An 18,107-nucleotide genomic window follows, 5' to 3' on the forward strand; every position below is an offset into this window, starting at 1 on the left:
TCGGGTTATGTGTCCAGATGCGCCCGTGCCGCGCGGAACACGTTGTGGAACATGGCTTCTGTCAGCCGTCCCGTGTTCGTGTTGTAACGCGAGCAATGATAGCTGTCGAAAAGGGACAGAGGCCCGTTCGGCCCCTCCACATAATGACGCGCGCCATGACCGAACGTGAACGCGGATTGTTTATAGCCCAGCGCCTTGATCGTGTTCTCGTGTGAGACGCGCCCGAGGCAGATCAGCGTCGACAGTCGGGGCAGGGCTTTGATCCGGGCCGTCAGGAACGGGCGGCAAGTGTTCATTTCCGCGCCGATCGGCTTGTTTTGCGGCGGCACGCACCGCACGGCGTTGGTGATCATGGCGTCCACCAGCTTCAGATCATCCTGGCCGTCAGGATCAAAGCGTCCCTTGGAAAAGCCGAACGTCTCAAGCGTCGGGTACAGCAAGTCGCCCGCCCAATCGCCCGTGAAGGGGCGTGCGGTGCGGTTCGCTCCGCCGCGACCGGGCGCCAGCCCGACGATCAGAAGACGCGCGTTCTGATCGCCAAAGCTGGGCACGGCGCCGTTGAACCAGTCTGGTTCTGCCGCGATGTTTTCAAGCCGGTATTGGACCAGGCGAGGGCAGAGCGCGCAGTCGGGCGCGGGCTCCGCCGGGACCGGATTACTCGTCATCGCCGTTTTCACTGTCGTCAAACTCGCGCTGGCGGCGTTCACGGCCCACCAGCTGACCCAGATCGCGCAGCTCGATAAAGGTGTCCGCCTGACGGCGTAGATCATCGGCCGCCATGGGCGGGGAGGATTTCAGGGTCGAGACGACAGAGACCCGAACGCCCTTGCGCTGGACTGCTTCGACCACTTTGCGAAAATCGCCATCGCCGGAAAAGAGGACGATATGGTCGAGATAGTCGGCGGCTTCCATCACATCGATGGCCAGGTCCACATCCATATCGCCCTTGATGCGGCGACGTCCTGAATCGTCGGTATATTCCTTGGCCGCCTTCGTAATGACCTTGAAGCCGTTATAGTCCAGCCAGTCGATCAGGGGGCGGATGGGCGTATACTCTTCGCTTTCAATCAAGGCGGTATAGTAATTGGCCCGGATCAGACGCCCGCGCTTGCGAAATTCTTCAAGCAGGCGTTTGTAATCAATGTCAAAATCAAGGTTTCTAGCGGCGGAATACAAATTTGCGCCATCAATGAACAAACCGAGCTTTTCGTTCGGGTAGAAGGTCATGCCTATGCCTTTCCAACAATCTATTCGTTTGAATGAGGCTCAGCGGGGCATATTCATCGCCCTGGGAGCCAATCGACCTTATCGTCGTCACACGCCTTTTGAAAACCTGCAGCATGCGCTGCAACTGCTCTCTGAACGTGAGGTTTCGGTCCTTTCGTGTTCGCGGCCCTGGCGGACGCCCGCCTGGCCTGATCCGTCTCAACCGCCTTTTTTGAACGCCGTCGCCCAGATTGCTTGGGAAGGTGAAGATCCGACGGCCCTGATGCAGATCCTGCATGAGGTTGAAACGGCCTGCGGACGCGTCCGATCCGTTCGGAATGCGCCTCGCACGCTTGATCTTGACCTTATTGATTTCAAAACAAGGGTCCGGGCGCCAAAGACTGGAAACGATCTGGCGTTGCCGCACCCGCGCGTCAATGACCGCGCCTTTGTGCTCTTGCCTCTGCGCGAAATTGCGCCACACTGGCGCTGCCCGGTCAGCGGAGACTTTATCGACACGCTGATGAGCAGGCTGAGCTGGACTGACCGCAAGGACTGCCGTCCTGCGGGGGGTGTGCTTCATGCTGCGACGCACAGGTTGAAGCGTGGCGCCACATAAGCTATCAGCAGTCTTTCAAGTTTTACGTATTCAAGGAGCGCCCCGGCATGGCTCGCGTTACCGTCGAAGATTGCATTGACAAGGTCGACAACCGGTTCCGTCTGGTTCTTTTGGCCGCGCACCGCGCTCGGAACATCTCTGCCGGCGCCGAGCTGACCCTTGATCGTGACAACGACAAGAACCCGGTCGTCGCTCTGCGTGAGATTGCAGACGAGAAGCTGGATCTCGATACGCTGGGTGAAAGCCTGGTCTCCGGCCTGCAGCGCGTCATCCCGTCTGATGATGAAGACGGCGGCATTGAAGAGCGCGTGCCGCAAACCGAAGCGCCCGCCGCTCCGGCCTTGCCTGCGCCTGAAATGGACGAGACCGCCATGCTCAAGGCGTTGCAGTCTGACCGTGACGGCCCTGCTGACGGCCGACTCTAACTCGCATGAGTGCGCTGGCGTCCCCGTCTGCGCTCGCTTCCGCCGACGCGATCCCGAGCGCCGACGACCTAATCGCGCGCGTTCAGGCCTATTACCCGCAAGCTGACGCGGACCTGATCCGGCGCGCCTATGAGTTTGCTCGCGACAGCCATGAAGGGCAGTCGCGGCAATCCGGCCATCCTTACTATTCCCATGTCGTCGCCGTCGCCATGTTGCTGGCCGAGTTGCGTCTGGACGTGGCGACGATCTGCACCGGCTTGTTGCACGACACGGTTGAGGACACGCCTGCGACGCTCGACGATATCGAGCGCCTGTTCGGCGCGGACGTCGCCCAGCTGGTGGACGGGGTCACCAAGCTGGGGCAGATGGAGCTGGGCTCCAAGCGCACCAAACAAGCGGAAAACCTGCAAAAACTGGTCGTGGCCATCACCCGCGACGTTCGCGTCCTTCTGGTGAAGCTGTGTGACCGGCTGCACAATATGCGTACGTTGCATTATGTGCCCAAGCCCGAGAAACGTGAGCGGGTCGCGCGGGAAACGCTTGAGATCTATGCGCCTTTGGCGCGGCGGATCGGGGTGAACCGGGTTTGCGTAGAGCTCGAAAACCTCTCTTTCCAGAACGTCAATCCAGCGGCCTATGAATCCGTCACCCGGCGTCTGACCGAGCTACGCGAAACCCGTGCGGACGCTGTCGCCATCGTATCCTCGACACTCTCGGAACGGTTGACCGAAGCCGGGATCGACTGTCGTGTCTTCGGGCGGGAAAAGCGGCCCTATTCGATCTGGCGCAAGCTGGAGAAGAAGGGCGTTTCGTTTGATGATATCGCCGACATTTACGCCTTCCGCATCCTGACTGAGGACGCTGAGGCCTGCTACGCCGCACTGGGCGTCGTCCATCGGACCTGGCGCTGCGTGCCTGAGCGGTTTCACGATTATATTTCCACGCCCAAGCCCAACAATTACCGCTCGCTTCACACCACCATCATCGGTCCGGGCAATATCCGCATAGAACTGCAGATCCGCACCGAAGAGATGGAGCTTGTGGCGGATACCGGCGTCGCGGCGCACTGGCGCTACAAGACTGACGACGGTTACGCCTATGATCCAAAGGCGGCGCGCGAGGCGGGCGGCGATCCGCTGGACCGTTTGCGGCCCTTCGTCGAAATTCTGGAGCAGGGCGGCGATCCGGACGAATTTCTCGAACACGCCAAGCTCGAGATGTTCTCAGACCAGGTCTACTGCTTCACGCCCAAGGGCCAGCTGATCGCTCTGCCCAATGGCGCGACGCCGCTTGATTTCGCGTTCGCAGTGCATACCGAGCTTGGCTATTCAGCCATTGGCGCCCGGATCAATGGCCGCGAACGTCCCTTGCGCACCCGCCTGGGCAATGGCGATGTCATCGAGATCGTCAAAGGCGGCGAACGCCATCCGCCTGCAGGCTGGGAGGATATGGTCAGCACAGGCCGCGCCCGGGCGGCGATCCGCAAGCTGATCCGCGAATCTGAAAGTGAAGAATTCGCCCGGATCGGCCGTGTCATCGCCGAACACGCCTTCGCGCGTGAGGGCAAGGAATTCCGCGACAGCGCTCTGGGCGACGCGCTCAAACGGCTGGAGCTGGACGATGTCGAGGCCCTGATGATCGCCTTGGGGCGCGGCACCGTCAGCTCGTCTGAAATGCTGGATGCGGTCTTTCCAGGTCAGCGCGAATATGACGGCGATACGCTGTCTGATCGCGAGCGGATCGAGGATGGCAAAGGCTCGCTCTTTGTTCACGGGCGCGGCCTGACGCCGGGCGTCTCGCTTCATTTCGCCGAATGTTGCTCGCCCATGCCGGGCGACAGGATTGTGGGCGTGATGCAGCCGGGGCGCGGCGTCGTGGTCCATGTGATTGACTGCGAACGGCTCGCCGAATTCGAAGACGACGCCAGCCTGGCCAACTGGATTGATCTCAAATGGACGCCGGAAGCGGATACGCGGGGCGTCTCCATAGGCCGCATCCACGCCACCATCCGCAATGAACCGGGCGTGCTCGCCGAGATCGCTGGCGTGGTCGGCGATGCGCGCGGCAACATCACGGATGTGAAAACACTGTCGCGCACGCGTGACTTTTTCGAGATGGCGTTTGATGTCGAGGTGTTCGATGCGCGACATCTGTCCAATATTGTCTCGGCGCTGAAAACCAGCGACCGGGTGGTGTCGGCGGAGCGCGCGCGTTTCACCGAAGACCCTGCGTTAAAGGAGACCGCATGACCACCGAGGACGTGCTGGCGGAGTTCAAGGAAGCGGGTGCGCTTCTTGAAGGTCATTTCATTCTCTCGTCCGGGCTGCGCAGTCCGGTCTTTTTGCAAAAGGCGCTGGTGTTTCGCGATGCGGCGCGCACCGAACGCCTGTGCAAGGCGTTGGCGGACGCTCTGAAGGCGGCAGGTCATGGCCCGTTCACCGCCATCGTCTCGCCGGCCATGGGCGGGATCATTCCCGGCTATGAAACCAGCCGTCACATGCACTTGCCCTTCATGTTCGTGGAGCGCGAGAACGGCGAGTTCGCTCTGCGTCGCGGGTTCGAGTTGACCGCCGCCGACCGGGTCTTGGTGATTGAAGACATCGTCACGACTGGTCTGAGCTCGCGCGAATGCATCACCGCGATTGAGAAATCCGGCGCAAAAGTCGTCGCTGAGGGCTGTCTCGTGGATCGCTCCGGCGGCAAGGCCGATGTGGGCGTGCCGCTCGTGGCGCTCGCCACAGTGAACTTTCCCGCCTATCCCGCTGACGCGCTGCCTGAAGAGCTGGAACGCATTCCTGCGATCAAGCCGGGCAGCCGGGGGCTGGCCTGATGACACAGCCGCGCCAGCGCCTGGGACTGAATATCGACCATGTGGCGACCATTCGGAACGCCCGCGGCGGCGTTCATCCTGATCCGGCGCGGGCCGCGGCGATGGCCCATGCAGCGGGAGCGGACGGATTGACGATCCATCTGCGTGAAGACCGGCGTCATATCCAGGACGCAGATCTGCAAAAGGTGCGCGAAGCCTCGGACCTGCCGATCAATCTTGAAATGGCCGCGACCGAGGAAATGACCGAGATCGCGGTGGCGTTCAAACCGCACGCCGCCTGCATCGTTCCAGAAAAGCGCGAGGAACGCACCACCGAGGGCGGGCTGGACGTGGCGGGCCTGCATAACCAGATCGCGCCCATGGTGCGGCGACTGGCGGATGCGGGCTGTCGCGTTTCGCTATTCATCGAGCCCGACCCGGTCCAGATCGCGGTGGCGGAAGTGCTGGGGGCGCCGGTGATCGAGCTGCATACCGGGCGTTATGCGGAGTTGTGGCTGGAAGGCGGCGCGGACGCGGCGTCCTCTGAGCTGGAGCGTATTCGTCTGGCGGCTGTCGAGGCGCGCAAACGCGGGCTCGAGCCCCATGCCGGTCATGGCCTGACCTTTTACAATGTGAAGCCGATCGCCGCCATTTCGGAGATTGCTGAACTGAATATCGGTCACTTCCTGATCGGTGAGGCGATTTTTACAGGTCTCGACACGGCCGTGAAACACATGCGCGCCTTGATGGATGAAGCGCAGGCGGAGCGCGCCCGGTGATCCTGGGGATTGGATCAGACCTGACCGATATTCGCCGCATCGAGCGGGCGATTAACCGGTTCGAGCGCCGGTTTCTGGACCGGATCTTCACCCCCGCCGAGCAGGCGCGAGCGGAAGCCAGACCAGGGCGAATAAACACGTATGCAAAACGGTTTGCAGCGAAAGAGGCCTGCGCCAAGGCTCTGGGCGGCGGCTTGTGGCGCGGGGTCAGCTTCACCGATATCGAGGTGATGAACCTGAAAGGCGGCAAGCCAAGCATTGATCTTTACGGCGCGGCGAGAAGCCAGCTCGACGCCCTGTGTTCTGACGGGCAGGACGCACGCATTCACCTCACCATGAGCGATGAGCCGCCCTATGCGCAGGCTTTCGTAGTGATTGAAGCGGTTGACCCAAGGTCCAGTTGAGAGAATGAAGCCCCGTATCATGAGTGATCGGATCAAAGATTTTGAAGCGCGCATCGACTACCGGTTCAAGGACCGGGAGCTTCTCGAGCGCGCGCTGACCCATGCGTCGCACGGTGATGGCCGGTCGCGGGCGTCGTCCAATGAACGCCTGGAGTTTCTCGGGGATCGGGTTCTGGGCCTGATGGCGAGCCAGAAGCTCTATGAAACCTTCCCAAACCTGGAAGAAGGCGGGTTGGCCCAGCGTTTGAACGCGGTGGTGAACAAGTCCGCCTGCGCTCGCGCGGCGCGCCGGTGTGATCTGGGTGAGGGGCTGCGCCTCTCCGCCGCCGAGGAACGTCTGGGCGGACGCGAGAAGGAATCCATCATCGCGGATGCGTGCGAAGCAGTGATCGGCGCGCTCTATCTGGATGGCGGTCTCGAGGCTGCGCGCATGTTCTTCACGACGTTCTGGGCGGACGAGTTTGATAAACTGACCCGCCGCCCCAAGGACGCCAAATCCCAGCTTCAGGAATGGGCGGCGCAAAAAGGCTATGGCGTCCCCATTTATGAGACTGTGGCGCGCAAGGGGCCGGACCACCGGCCTATGTTTGAAATTGAAGTCCGGCTCGACGGTGTCGCGCCGGCGCGCGGCGAGGGCGGGTCCAAACAGGACGCCCAGCGCGCTGCGGCCTCGGAAATGCTTAAACGGGAGGCCGTAGATGGCTGATCAGAACGCCACGCGTGCAGGCTTTGTCGCCATTATCGGCGCGCCGAACGCTGGCAAATCCACCCTTGTGAACGCTCTGGTGGGCCGCAAGGTCTCCATCGTCACCCCCAAGGTGCAAACCACGCGCTTTCAGGTCCGCGGCGTCATGATGCATGGCGTCGCCCAGCTGGTGCTGGTGGATACGCCTGGCGTCTTTGCGCCGCGCCGCCGGCTTGACCGGGCCATGGTCGCCAGCGCCTGGGAAGGCGCCGATGACGCGGACGCTATCGTGCATGTGGTCGACGCCGCCGCCCAGCTGAGCAAGGCGCGCCGCACGGTGGAAGATGTGGAGCGCGTGATCGATGGCCTGAAAGCCCATGACCTCAAGGCGGTTCTGGTGCTCAACAAGATTGACCTCATCAAGCGTGACGAATTGCTGTCCCTGTCTCAAAAGCTATTTGAAACAGGCGTTTACAGCGACGTCTTCATGATCAGCGCCAGCAATGGCGACCGGATCAAGGATCTGGCGGACTTCCTGGTCACCTTGATGCCCGAAAGCCCGTATCTGTATCCTGAAGACCAGATCGCGGATTTGTCTGAGCGCATGCTCGCCGCCGAAGTGACGCGCGAAAAACTCTATCTGCGCGTTCATGACGAGCTGCCCTACGCCCTGACGGTGGAGACAGAAGGCTGGAAGGACCAGCGTGACGGTTCGGTTCGGATCGAGCAGACGGTTTATGTGGAGCGAGAAGCGCACAAGCCGATGATCCTGGGCAAGGGCGGACAGACCATCAAATGGGTGTCCACCGCCGCGCGCACCGATCTGGAAGAACAACTGGGCCGCAAGGTGCATCTGTTCCTGTTCGTCAAGATTCGTCCGAACTGGGGTGATGAGCGCGCCCGCTTCAACGCGCTCGGACTTGATTTCGACGCCTGATGGAGTGGACCGCCTCAGGCCGTATCGTCGCCGTTCGCCCTCATGGAGAGACGAGCGCGGTGATCGAGGTTCTGACGGCGGAGCATGGGCGTCATGCCGGACTGGTGCGCGGCGGGCGCTCCCGCGCCATGCGCCCCATCCTTCAACCGGGAAACCGCGTGCGGGCCGTCTGGCGCGCCCGGCTTGAAAGCCATCTGGGCGGGTTTCAGGTCGAGGGTGAAGACCTGTCAGCCGGCGTCGTCATGGATGATCCCTTGGCTCTGTCAGGCCTCAACGCCGCCTGCGCGATGGCGTCCCTGTGTCTGCCGGAGCGCGAAGAGCATCCGGCGGTCGCGAACGCCTTTGAAGTGCTGATCGCCGCGCTGGAGGACCCCGATGTCTGGCCCGCGCTTTATGTGCGGTGGGAGGCGGGGCTGCTGTCTGATCTTGGATACGGCCTGGACTTGCGCCGTTGCGCAGCCACGGGCGTTGAAACCGATCTCGTTTATGTCAGCCCGAAATCGGGCCGGGCGGTCAGCGCAGAGGCGGGCGCGCCCTATAAGGACCGCATGTTGGCTTTGCCCGATTTCATGAAGGGTGGCGGCGCGATCTCAGAAGGCGATGTGGGCGCGGGATTGAAACTCACCGCCCATTTCATCGAGCGCCGCGTGCTCTGGCCGACAGACCGCATGCTGCCGGACGCGCGAACCCGCATGATCGAGCGGCTGGCGGGCGAAGGACGTCTGTAACCTCTTGCGGCTCAACTGTTGAAAAGCCTGCGTCATGGCCTGCCCTGACAAGGCGATCCGCTCCATACTGGGTCCCAATCGAATCACCAAGGTGACCTGAGGGGATCTGGATGGGCGAGCAATTTCCGGGCGATGGCGGCCGTATCTTTGATGAGAGCTTCAATGACGCGCTCTCCTCGCGTTATCTCGCCTACGCCCTGTCCACCATCACCCAGCGGGCGCTGCCCGATGCGCGCGACGGCCTGAAGCCGGTTCACCGGCGCTTGCTCTACGCCATGCGCCTTCTCAAACTGGCGCCGGACACCGCCTTCAAGAAATGCGCGCGTGTGGTCGGCGACGTGATCGGCCGTTTTCACCCGCATGGCGATCAGGCGGTCTATGAAGCGCTGGTGCGTCTCGCGCAGGATTTCTCTTCGCGCTATCCGCTGGTCGAAGGCCAGGGCAATTTCGGCAATGTGGACGGCGACGGCGCCGCGGCCATGCGATACACCGAAGCGCGCCTGACCGAAGCCGCCCAGCTGATCTTGCAGGATTACGATGACGGCACGGTCGATTTTCGCGAGACCTATGACGGCGAAGACCGCGAACCGCTGGTTCTGCCCGCCGCCTTTCCAAACCTGCTGGCCAATGGCTCGGCGGGCATCGCCGTGGGCATGGCGACCAATATCCCGCCCCATAACGCCGCTGAGCTGTGCGACGCCGCACGCCATCTGATCAAGACGCCCGGCGCCGCCACTGAAACCCTGCTCAATTACGTGCAAGGCCCGGACTTCCCCACGGGCGGCGTATGCGTGGAGACGCGCGAAAACATCCTCGACGCCTATGAGACGGGCCGGGGCGGCTTCCGCCTGCGCGCCCGCTGGGAGGTTGAGGAGCTGGGCCGCGGTCAATGGCAGATCGTGGTCACCGAAATCCCGTATCTCGTGCAGAAAGCCAAGCTGATCGAGCGCATCGCCTCGCTTCTTGACCAGAAGAAGCTGCCGCTGCTGGCCGATGTGATGGATGAAAGCGCGGAAGATGTGCGCCTGATCCTGGAGCCGAAATCGCGGACGATTGATCCGGCCTTGCTGATGGAATCCGTCTTCAAGCTGACCGACCTCGAAATCCGTTTCGCGCTGAACCTCAACGTGCTCGACCCGACCGGCGCGCCGCGCGTGGTGGGGCTGAAAGAAGCGCTGCAGATCTGGCTCAACCACCGCCGCGAAGTGGTGGTGCGTCGCGCCACCCGCCGACTGGAGCAGGTGGAGGACCGGCTGGAAGTCCTGTCGGGCTTCATGGTCGCCTATCTCAATCTGGATGAAGTGATCCGCATCATCCGGTTCGAGGACCATCCCAAGGACCAGCTGATCTCGACCTTCTCGCTGACCGACCGTCAGGCCGAAGCCATTCTCAACATGCGTCTGCGCAGCTTGCGCAAGCTTGAAGAGATGGAGATCCGCGACGAACAGACCCGTCTTGAAGGCGAGCGTGATGAGCTGACCGCCCTGATCGGCGATGAAGACCTGCAATGGAAAAAAGTCGACAGCGAAGTCGCTGACGTCAAAAAGCGCTTCGGCCCGAACACGCCGCTGGGCAAGCGCCGCACGACTTTCGCCGACGCGCCGGACGCAGACTTCGCCGACATGGTGGAAGAAGCGCTGATCCCGCGCGAACCGATCACGATCGTTCTCTCGCGCATGGGCTGGATCCGGGCGCTGAAGGGCCACACCGACGATGTGACCGGGATCAAGCACAAGGATGGCGACGAGACGTTGTTCTCGCTGAAAGCGGAGACCACCGACAAGATCCTGATGCTCACCACAGATGGGCGCGTTTATACGCTCGACGCGTCCAAGCTTCCCGGCGGGCGCGGCTTTGGCGAACCGGTGCGCTTGCTCATTGATATGGATGAGAGCGCGGAACCCGTCGCTCTGTTCAAATACAAGGCGGACCGCAAGCTGCTGCTCGCCTCGACCTCGGGTCATGGCTTTGTTGTGGCGGAAAAAGACCTGCCCGCCATCAAGCGCGCAGGGCGTCAGGTGCTCAATGTGATCGACGGGCACAAAGCCATGATGGCGCTGCCCGTTGCGGGCGACCGGATCGCGGTGCTGGGCGAGAACAAGAAGCTTCTGGTCTTCAACGCCGACGAGATCCCCGAAATGGTCCGCGGCAAGGGCGTGCGCCTGCTCGGCGGCAAGTCCGGCGATGTGGCCGATATCAGCATCTTTAACGCCGAAGAGGGCCTGGTGCGCGTCGATCCGGCCGGCCGTCGTCATCTGGTCGAGGATTGGCGCTATTATGAAGGCAAGCGCGCCAGCGCCGGCAAACTCGCCCCGCGCGGCTTCGCCAATAAGAGCTTTGGCGGTCGGTAACCACTAGCGAAGAGGCGTAAGCCCTTCGCCGCGCTGTCACTTGGCGTTCTCCCGCAATCGGAGTAAGGCTTTACCCGGTTTCCCTTCAGCGCCATCAAGGAGCGTTTCATGGAATTGCTGATTACTTTCGGTGTGATCGTTCTGATCGGCCTGTTCGTCATGACGATCTACAACCGGCTGGTGGCGCTTCGGCAAACCACCCGTCAGGCGTGGGGTGATATCGACGTCCAGCTCAAGCAGCGCCATGATCTGGTGCCGAACCTGGTTGAGACCGTCAAAGGCTATGCCAGCCATGAGAAAGAGACGCTGGAAAGCGTCGTGAAAGCGCGTCAGCAGGCCGTGGACGCCAGCTCGGTCAAGGATCTGGCCGCCGCCGAAAACGTGCTGTCCGGCGCGCTGCGCCAGCTGTTCGCCTTGTCTGAAAGCTATCCCGATCTGAAGGCGAACGAGAACTTCCTGTCGCTGCAGAACGAACTGGCTGATCTTGAGAACAAGATCGCGGCCGCCCGCCGCTTCTTCAACAATGCGGTCAGCGAATACAACACCGCCCGCGAGCAATTCCCGGCGGTCATCCTGGCCAATTCCTTTGGCTTTAACGAGGCGGACTTCTTTGAAGTCGCCGCCAATGAACGCGCCGCTGTCAACGCCGGCCCGTCCGTAAAGTTCTAGGGCCATGCGCAGGCTGGAGGAGGGCGCATCATGATCGCCGCCGCCGGCCTGCGCACCCATATCTGGAACAATAATCTCAAATCCATCGCGCTGCTGGCCGGGTTCCCGGTTCTTGTTCTGGGCATCGTCTTCGCGGGCGCTCTGGTGTGGAGCGGGTATGCGGACGCCCCTGTGAAAGCCGGCGCCTCTGCCGGCGCGATGGGGCCGGCGCTGGATCTGACCTTGCGCGCTTTTCCGTTCGTGATGATCGGCGTGGCGGTCTGGTTCGTCATCGCCTGGCTCGGCCATCAGGCGATGATTGATGCGGCGACCGGCGCGCGCAAAGTCAGCCGCGCTGATGAGCCCGAGCTTTATAATCTTCTTGAAAACCTGACGATTTCGCGCGGCATGCCGATGCCGTCCTTGCGGATCATCGAGACCGATGCGCTGAACGCCTATGCGTCCGGGCTGAGCGAAAAGAAAGCCGTCATCACCGTTACGCGCGGCCTGATGAACACGCTGAACGCGCAAGAGCTGGAAGCGGTGCTGGCCCACGAACTAAGCCATGTGATCAACCGCGATGTCCGGCTCTTGGTGATCGCGGTGATTTTTGTTGGGATCATCTCCTTCACCGTGGAGATTGCGGCGCGCGGCCTGTTTCATGGCTCGCTGGCGCGCGCAGGCGGCGGACGACGCGGACGATCGGGCAATGCGGGCGTGATCTTGCTGGTGGCGGCGCTGATCGTGGCGGTGACTTATGCTTTGGCGTTTGTGATCCGCTTTGCGCTGTCACGGTCGCGCGAATATATGGCCGACGCCGGCGCGGTGGAGCTGACGAAAAATCCCGACGCGATGATTTCGGCGCTGGAGAAAATCTCTGGCCGTAGCGAGATCAAGGACGCGCCCGAAGAGGTGCGTCAGATGTTTATCGAGAATGAGACCAAGGTCAGCTTCGCCGGTCTTTTCGCCACCCATCCGCCGATCGAGAAACGCATTGAGGCGCTGGAGACCTATGCGGGCGGGCGTCGCCGCCAGCGTGAAACCTCGATCCCGTCTGTCTAGTCACTATCGGGTTCGACGCGGTCTTCGGGGTGATCCTCATTCAGCAAGGGCGCATAGGACTGGGCGTAGAGATACCAGACCGAGGCGAAGAGCGCCGCGATCATCGGCCCGACGATCAGCCCGACCGCGCCAAACAGCGTCAGCCCGCCCAGGGTCGAGATCAGGATCATCAGATCGGGGAGTTTGGCGTCCTGCCCCACAAGACGCGGACGCAAGAGGTTGTCGATCAAACCCACCACCAGCGCGCCCCAGGCGATCAATAAGCCGCCTTCCAGATACTGGCCGCTGGCGATCAGCCACAGACCCGCCGGCCCCCAGACAAGCGGCGGGCCGATGCCGGGAATGACCGACAGGACCGCGGTGAGCGTCGCCAGGAACAAGGCGCCCGGAACCTCCGCCAGCGCCAGCGCGGCGCCGGTCAGAACACCTTGAATGATGGCGATGACGAAGGTGCCTTTCACTGTGGCGCGGATGGTGGACATGGCCCGCTCCACCAGCAGGTCGCGATCTTCAGACGGCATGGGCATGAGTTTCAGCCCCTGACTTGCGAGGCGGGGCCCCTGGGTCAGAAAGAAGAACAAGGCGAACAGCATCACCACCAGATTGAGAAAGGCGCCGAATGTGCCCGAGGTCGCCCGGCGCAAGGCGTCCACCAACCAACCACCGGCGTTCGACGCAAACTGCGCGGCCTGACTGGTGATGTCTTGCTGGTAGGGCGCGAGGCTTTCGCGGAAGGGCAGCCAGGCGGGCAGGGCTTCAAGACCGCCTTCACGGATCGCGGCGATCTGCTCTTGCAGCCAGGGCGCGACCGCACCGGTCACCTGCACGGCTTGATCGGCGACAATCACCAGGATGGCGGCCAGCGGGATCAGCACGACCACCACAGCCAGGAGCAACACCACGCCGGCGGCTGCGGAGCTGGAGCCGAACAGAACGCGTCTCATGAAGCGGTGGACGGGATGCAGGAACATCGCAAACACAGCCGCCATGAAGAGCGGGCTGAGAAAGCCGCGGATCATCCAGATGAAGATGACCGAAATGCCGAGCGCAAGCACCACGATGAACAGGCGCTGCAGGGCTTCGCGATCAGACATCAGGGCGGAAAAATTGCTGCCCTTGGAGGATGTGTCGGTATCATTCTGATCAGTCATACAGCAGTCCCGGAAGCGCGGTCGCCAACCATGGCATCAGTGCGACCATAGCGATCATCAGGAGCTGAATTATGACGAAAGGCGCAGCGCCCCGATAGATCGCGCCCGAGGTCAGGCTGGGGGGCGCGACGCCGCGCAGATAGAACAGCGCGAAGCCGAAGGGCGGCGTCAGGAAGCTGGTCTGAAGGTTCAGCGCCATCATCACGCCCAGCCAGACCGGGTCGACCCCCATCATGAACAGGACAGGCGCGACAATGGGCACGACCACGAAGGTGATCTCGATGAAGTCGAGGAAGAATCCCAGAAGGAACATCACGATCATCACCACGATCAGCGCGCCTGTCGCGCCGCCGGGGGCGGCCTCGAGCGCAGCGCGCACCGTGTGATCGCCGCCCAGCTCGCGGAAGACCAGGGCGAACAGGCTGGCGCCGATCAGAATGACAAAGACCATGGCCGAGATCTGTGCTGTGGAGCGCATGACCTCATCCAGAACGCCGGTTCTGAAGAGGCGGATGCAGGCGATCATAACGCCCAGGGCGGAGACCGCGGAAAGCCCATAGGCGAGCCCCATCTCCAGCGGGTTGTCGCCCGCCCGCAGATCAAACGCCAAGGGGGACAACAGCAAGATGAACAGCGTGAGCGAGCCGATGACGATCACGGTTTGCCCGAAGGCCGGATTGTCCTGACCGCCGCTATTGCGATAGCCCGCCAGCAAGATCGCGCCCAGCGCCCCTACGCCCGCCGCTTCGGTGGGCGTGGCGAGCCCGCCCAGGATCGAGCCGAGCACGGCGATGATCAGGATGAGCGGGGGAATGAGCGCGCCCAGCAGCTTGCCCCAGTCTGCATGGATTTCCTCTGGCGGAATCGCGGGCGAGGCGCTTGGACGTAAGATCGCGACGCCGACCTGATAGAGAATATACACCGCCACCAGCAGCAGGCCGGGGATCAGTGCGCCGGCGAACAAGTCGCCGACAGAGACGATGTCAGGCGAGAAAATGCCCTGCGCCCGTTGCGCCTCGGCATAGGCGGATGACAGCTGGTCACCCAGCAACACCAGCACGATGGAGGGCGGTATGATCTGACCCAGCGTCCCAGCCGCCGCGATGGAGCCGGCGGCGAGCGAGGGCGAATACCCGCGCTTGAGCATGGTGGGCAGGGACAGTAATCCCATGGTCACCACGGTCGCGCCGACGATGCCGGTGGACGCGGCCAGCAGCGCTCCGACGATGACGACCGAGATTCCCAGACCGCCGCGCAATGTGCCGAACAGCGAGCCCATGGCGTCGAGCAATTGCTCGGCGATGCGGGACTTTTCCAGCATCACGCCCATGAAGACAAAGAGCGGGACCGCCACCAGAATGGCTTTGTCCATCTCCATGATGTTGCCGTAGATCCGCTGCGGGAAAGCGCGCAGATGGAAGGGATCAAACAGGCCCAGCGCCAGTCCGATGAGAGCGAAGGCGAGCCCGACACCCGCCAGTGTGAACGCCACCGGAAAGCCGCGCAGCAAGGCGACAAAGGCCGCCGCAAACATGGCGAAAGGCAGGAGACTAACAATTAAATCCATCATTTAGTCTCTATAGCTCATGTTCTGCATTATCGTGGCCTGATGGCGGCGGCGTTTCGCCTGACAGGGTCAGCGCGGCGCGCGAGGCCATGGCGAACCCCTGGCCGATCATCATGACAGCGAAGACGGGAATGGCGGTTTTCAGCAAGAAGACCAGCGGCAGGCCGTCACTTTCGCGGGATCGTTCGAGGATTCGCCAGGCGCCCCCCACATAGCTCTCCGCAGTGATCAGGATCAGCCAGCACATGGGGATGAGGGCGAGATAGACGCCCAGAAGGTCAGTCCAGGCTTTGCCTTGATCAGAGAGTTTGGAATAGACGATATCCACCCGGACATGCCCGCCATTATAGAGCGTCGCCGCGCTCGACAGCAGGAAGAGGATCGCGTGCAGATAGATCACGCTTTCCTGCAGCTTGGTCAGCGAGACGCCGAACACGTAGCGCTGCACCACGATCAGCCCGGTCACCAGCACAAGCGCCAGCGCCGCCCATCGCACCATGTCGCCAATCGTGACGGAGATGGCGTCCAGGACCATGATCACCCGACGCAACAGCTTGGAAACAGGCGTTGGCAGGCCCATGACCCGTCCATAGAGCGCGCTCAACAGGGCGATGAACAGGAACGGGCTTATCGCCCATCCGATCCAGCCCAGAAAACGTCCAATGATCGCAGCGACAGCGCTGATATGACCATCCATCACAGCGCCGACCGCGCCCCCTGACAGGGCGTCGGCGACAAGCAGCGCAGCCGTGACGGCGATCACGGCGAGCAGAAGGCGATCTGCGAGTTTCATGATCTAGCGGCCAAGCACCATTTCACGTTTCTGGTAATAGGGCGCTTCAGACACATTGGCCCAGTCCCGACCCAGACGCCGTGCGTCGCGATAGCTTTCATAGACCCGGCGGCTCAGGGGATCCGCATTGGCGGTGTCGGCGACCACGGCTTCGGAAATGCGTCCCACTTCCCGCCAGATGTCGTCCGAGAACTCGCGCAACTGAACGCCATGCTCGCCGGTCAGCGTGCGCAGGGCGAGACCGTTCTGATAGGTGAATTCAGCAAGCGACTGATTGTTCGCCGCACGGGCGGCGGCGCGCACGACTGCTTGCTGATCTGCGGGCAGGGAATCCCAGACGCCGCGATTAAGACCGACCGCCAGAGACGAGCCCGGCTCATGAAAGCCCGGACCGTAATAATAAGGCGCTTCACGATAGAAGCCGAAGGCGAGATCGTTCCAGGGACCGACCCATTCGGTCGCGTCGATTGCGCCGGATTGAAGCGACTGGTAGATCTCGCCGCCTGACAGGGCCACCGCCGCGCCGCCCAGCTCGCGCAGGACAGAGCCGCCCAGGCCCGGAATGCGCATGCGCAGGCCTCGGAAATCCTCCAACGTGTTCACTTCACGCTTGAACCAGCCGCCCATCTGATGGCCAGAATTGCCGGCCTGGAAGGCGATCAGGCCGAACTGACCGGAGAGTTCCTCCCACAATTGCTGACCGCCGCCATATTCCACCCACGCCATGATTTCATGGGCGGTCATGCCTAGAGGCACGGCGCAGAAGAAGTTGAAAGCGGGCGAGCGGCCCTGCCAGTAATATTCAGCGCCGTGATACATGTCCGCGACGCCATTGGAGACCGCGTCAAAGACTTCAAACGCGCCGACGATTTCACCTGCGCCATAGACTTCGACTTCAAGCGCGCCGCCGGTCATCTCGGTGATGAATTGCGCCGTGCGCTCGGCGGCAGAGCCAAGACCCGGAAACCCTGTGGGCCAGGTGGTGACCATGCGCAGGCGGCGCGTGCGGTTACGGTTCACCGCCGGTGCGGCAGGCGCGGTTTCTGCACCAGTATCTTGTGAACAGGCCGATGCGGCGCCAGCGGCGACCACCGCGGCGCCGGACAAAAATGTGCGACGATCCATCTATTCCTCCCCAGGCCGGACAGACTGATTATGGCTCAGCTCTTGTCCGTGATGTCAGCTTTGATCACTCTTGTGCGTCAGAGGCTGGCTGCAAAGGTCGCCAGCCTTCAGGTTCAAGCACTTCAAGTGGTTTATAATGAGCCTTGTAGTCCATTTTCGGACTGCCTTGCACCCAGTATCCCAGATAGACAAACGGCAAATTTTCGGCGCGTGCGCGTTCGATGTGATCGAGGATGATGAAAGCGCCGAGGCTGTCCTTGGCGCGGTCGGGCGCGAAAAAACTGTACACTAGAGAAAAGCCGTCAATCAGTCGGTCCACCAGGACGCAGGCGATCAGCTGGCCGCGTGCGTCACGATATTCGACCAGCTCGGTGTGCTCGGCCCCGTCTTCGATCATGGACGCGAAGTCGAAGAAATCCATGCCGGCCATATCGCCATCGCCGTGGCGGGCGTTGAGATACCGGCTGAGCAGCGCGAATTGTTCGGGCATAGCTTCAGCAGGTCGGGGCAGGCGCAACAGATCGGCGTTTCGCTTCTGAACGCGGCGCTGTGTGCGCGAGGGTTTGAATTCAGACACCGGGATGCGAGCGGATTTGCACGCCGAGCACATCTCACACGCGGGACGATACAGAATGGATTGAGACCGTCTGAAGCCGGCATGAGTGAGAATATTGTTCAGATGCGCCGTCTGGTCGCCATCAACGCGCGTGAAGATCTTCCGCTCCATCCGGCCTTCCAGATAGGGGCAGGCAGTGGGAGCCGTCAGGAAGAAGGGCAATTGACGGGTCGCAAACGGGCGAGTCACGAGCATCCTCTCA

At 62.1% G+C, this 18,107-nt stretch carries 19 protein-coding genes; 12 read left to right on the forward strand and 7 right to left on the reverse strand.

Translation table 11 applies throughout. The annotated features are described in order from the left end of the window. Positions 1-5 precede the first annotated feature (5 nt). Positions 6-665, reverse strand: a complete 660-nt coding sequence (locus G405_RS0114095) for a uracil-DNA glycosylase (RefSeq protein ID WP_022702170.1) — start codon at positions 663-665, stop codon at positions 6-8. After that, entirely contained in the window at positions 655-1,227 is a 573-nt protein-coding gene (locus G405_RS0114100; RefSeq protein WP_022702171.1) for a LabA-like NYN domain-containing protein, read from the reverse strand. The genes G405_RS0114095 and G405_RS0114100 overlap by 11 nt, the downstream gene beginning before the upstream one ends. A 4-nt stretch (positions 1,228-1,231) precedes the next feature. Between G405_RS0114100 and folK the strand changes: the two genes are divergently transcribed. From folK to G405_RS0114160, 12 genes are all read left to right on the forward strand, one after another. Beyond that, entirely contained in the window at positions 1,232-1,825 is a 594-nt protein-coding gene (gene folK, locus G405_RS17325) for a 2-amino-4-hydroxy-6-hydroxymethyldihydropteridine diphosphokinase (protein ID WP_022702172.1), read from the forward strand. Between the two features lie 47 nt (positions 1,826-1,872). Next, positions 1,873-2,250 carry a DNA-directed RNA polymerase subunit omega gene (gene rpoZ, locus G405_RS17330; protein WP_022702173.1) on the forward strand — a complete coding sequence of 126 codons (378 nt, stop codon included), beginning with the start codon at positions 1,873-1,875 and terminating at the stop codon, positions 2,248-2,250. Positions 2,251-2,255: 5 nt separating this feature from the next. Continuing rightward, entirely contained in the window at positions 2,256-4,499 is a 2,244-nt protein-coding gene (locus G405_RS0114115; RefSeq protein ID WP_022702174.1) for a RelA/SpoT family protein, read from the forward strand. Next, positions 4,496-5,080, forward strand: a complete 585-nt coding sequence (gene pyrE, locus G405_RS0114120) for an orotate phosphoribosyltransferase (protein ID WP_022702175.1) — start codon at positions 4,496-4,498, stop codon at positions 5,078-5,080. Before G405_RS0114115 ends, pyrE begins: the two co-directional genes overlap by 4 nt. Next, positions 5,080-5,838 carry a pyridoxine 5'-phosphate synthase gene (locus tag G405_RS0114125; protein WP_022702176.1) on the forward strand — a complete coding sequence of 253 codons (759 nt, stop codon included), beginning with the start codon at positions 5,080-5,082 and terminating at the stop codon, positions 5,836-5,838. The genes pyrE and G405_RS0114125 overlap by 1 nt, the downstream gene beginning before the upstream one ends. Then, positions 5,835-6,242: a holo-ACP synthase gene (gene acpS, locus G405_RS0114130; RefSeq protein WP_022702177.1), complete on the forward strand. Its 408-nt coding sequence runs from the start codon at positions 5,835-5,837 to the stop codon at positions 6,240-6,242. Before G405_RS0114125 ends, acpS begins: the two co-directional genes overlap by 4 nt. A gap of 19 nt (positions 6,243-6,261) precedes the next feature. After that, positions 6,262-6,948 (forward strand): ribonuclease III, encoded by a 687-nt coding sequence (gene rnc / locus G405_RS0114135; protein ID WP_022702178.1) that lies wholly within the window; start codon positions 6,262-6,264, stop codon positions 6,946-6,948. Next, positions 6,941-7,864: a GTPase Era gene (gene era / locus G405_RS0114140; protein ID WP_022702179.1), complete on the forward strand. Its 924-nt coding sequence runs from the start codon at positions 6,941-6,943 to the stop codon at positions 7,862-7,864. Before rnc ends, era begins: the two co-directional genes overlap by 8 nt. Beyond that, entirely contained in the window at positions 7,864-8,592 is a 729-nt protein-coding gene (gene recO, locus G405_RS0114145; RefSeq protein ID WP_022702180.1) for a DNA repair protein RecO, read from the forward strand. Before era ends, recO begins: the two co-directional genes overlap by 1 nt. 110 nt (positions 8,593-8,702) lie before the next feature. Further along, positions 8,703-10,943, forward strand: coding sequence for a DNA topoisomerase IV subunit A (gene parC / locus G405_RS0114150; protein WP_022702181.1), 2,241 nt, complete (start codon positions 8,703-8,705; stop codon positions 10,941-10,943). A gap of 108 nt (positions 10,944-11,051) precedes the next feature. After that, complete coding sequence (locus G405_RS0114155) at positions 11,052-11,612, forward strand: LemA family protein (protein WP_022702182.1); 561 nt, start codon at positions 11,052-11,054, stop codon at positions 11,610-11,612. Between the two features lie 30 nt (positions 11,613-11,642). Beyond that, positions 11,643-12,653: a M48 family metallopeptidase gene (locus G405_RS0114160; RefSeq protein WP_022702183.1), complete on the forward strand. Its 1,011-nt coding sequence runs from the start codon at positions 11,643-11,645 to the stop codon at positions 12,651-12,653. Here G405_RS0114160 and G405_RS0114165 read toward each other — a convergent pair. The 5 genes from G405_RS0114165 to G405_RS0114185 all read right to left on the reverse strand — a co-directional run bounded on the left by G405_RS0114165 (position 12,650) and on the right by G405_RS0114185 (position 18,100). Continuing rightward, positions 12,650-13,804, reverse strand: coding sequence for an AI-2E family transporter (locus tag G405_RS0114165; RefSeq protein ID WP_022702184.1), 1,155 nt, complete (start codon positions 13,802-13,804; stop codon positions 12,650-12,652). The two genes, G405_RS0114160 and G405_RS0114165, sit on opposite strands and share 4 nt — an antisense overlap. After that, positions 13,797-15,371 carry a TRAP transporter large permease gene (locus G405_RS0114170; protein WP_028284839.1) on the reverse strand — a complete coding sequence of 525 codons (1,575 nt, stop codon included), beginning with the start codon at positions 15,369-15,371 and terminating at the stop codon, positions 13,797-13,799. The genes G405_RS0114165 and G405_RS0114170 overlap by 8 nt, the downstream gene beginning before the upstream one ends. Before the next feature lie 10 nt (positions 15,372-15,381). After that, positions 15,382-16,164: a TRAP transporter small permease subunit gene (locus G405_RS0114175; RefSeq protein WP_022702186.1), complete on the reverse strand. Its 783-nt coding sequence runs from the start codon at positions 16,162-16,164 to the stop codon at positions 15,382-15,384. 3 nt (positions 16,165-16,167) lie between these two features. Continuing rightward, on the reverse strand, positions 16,168-17,289 hold the full coding sequence (locus tag G405_RS0114180; protein WP_022702187.1) for a TRAP transporter substrate-binding protein: 1,122 nt from the start codon (positions 17,287-17,289) through the stop codon (positions 16,168-16,170). A 64-nt stretch (positions 17,290-17,353) separates the two neighbouring features. After that, on the reverse strand, positions 17,354-18,100 hold the full coding sequence (locus G405_RS0114185) for an arginyltransferase (protein ID WP_022702188.1): 747 nt from the start codon (positions 18,098-18,100) through the stop codon (positions 17,354-17,356). Positions 18,101-18,107 lie beyond the last annotated feature (7 nt).

The organism is Oceanicaulis alexandrii DSM 11625 (assembly GCF_000420265.1).
Lineage (GTDB): Bacteria > Pseudomonadota > Alphaproteobacteria > Caulobacterales > Maricaulaceae > Oceanicaulis > Oceanicaulis alexandrii.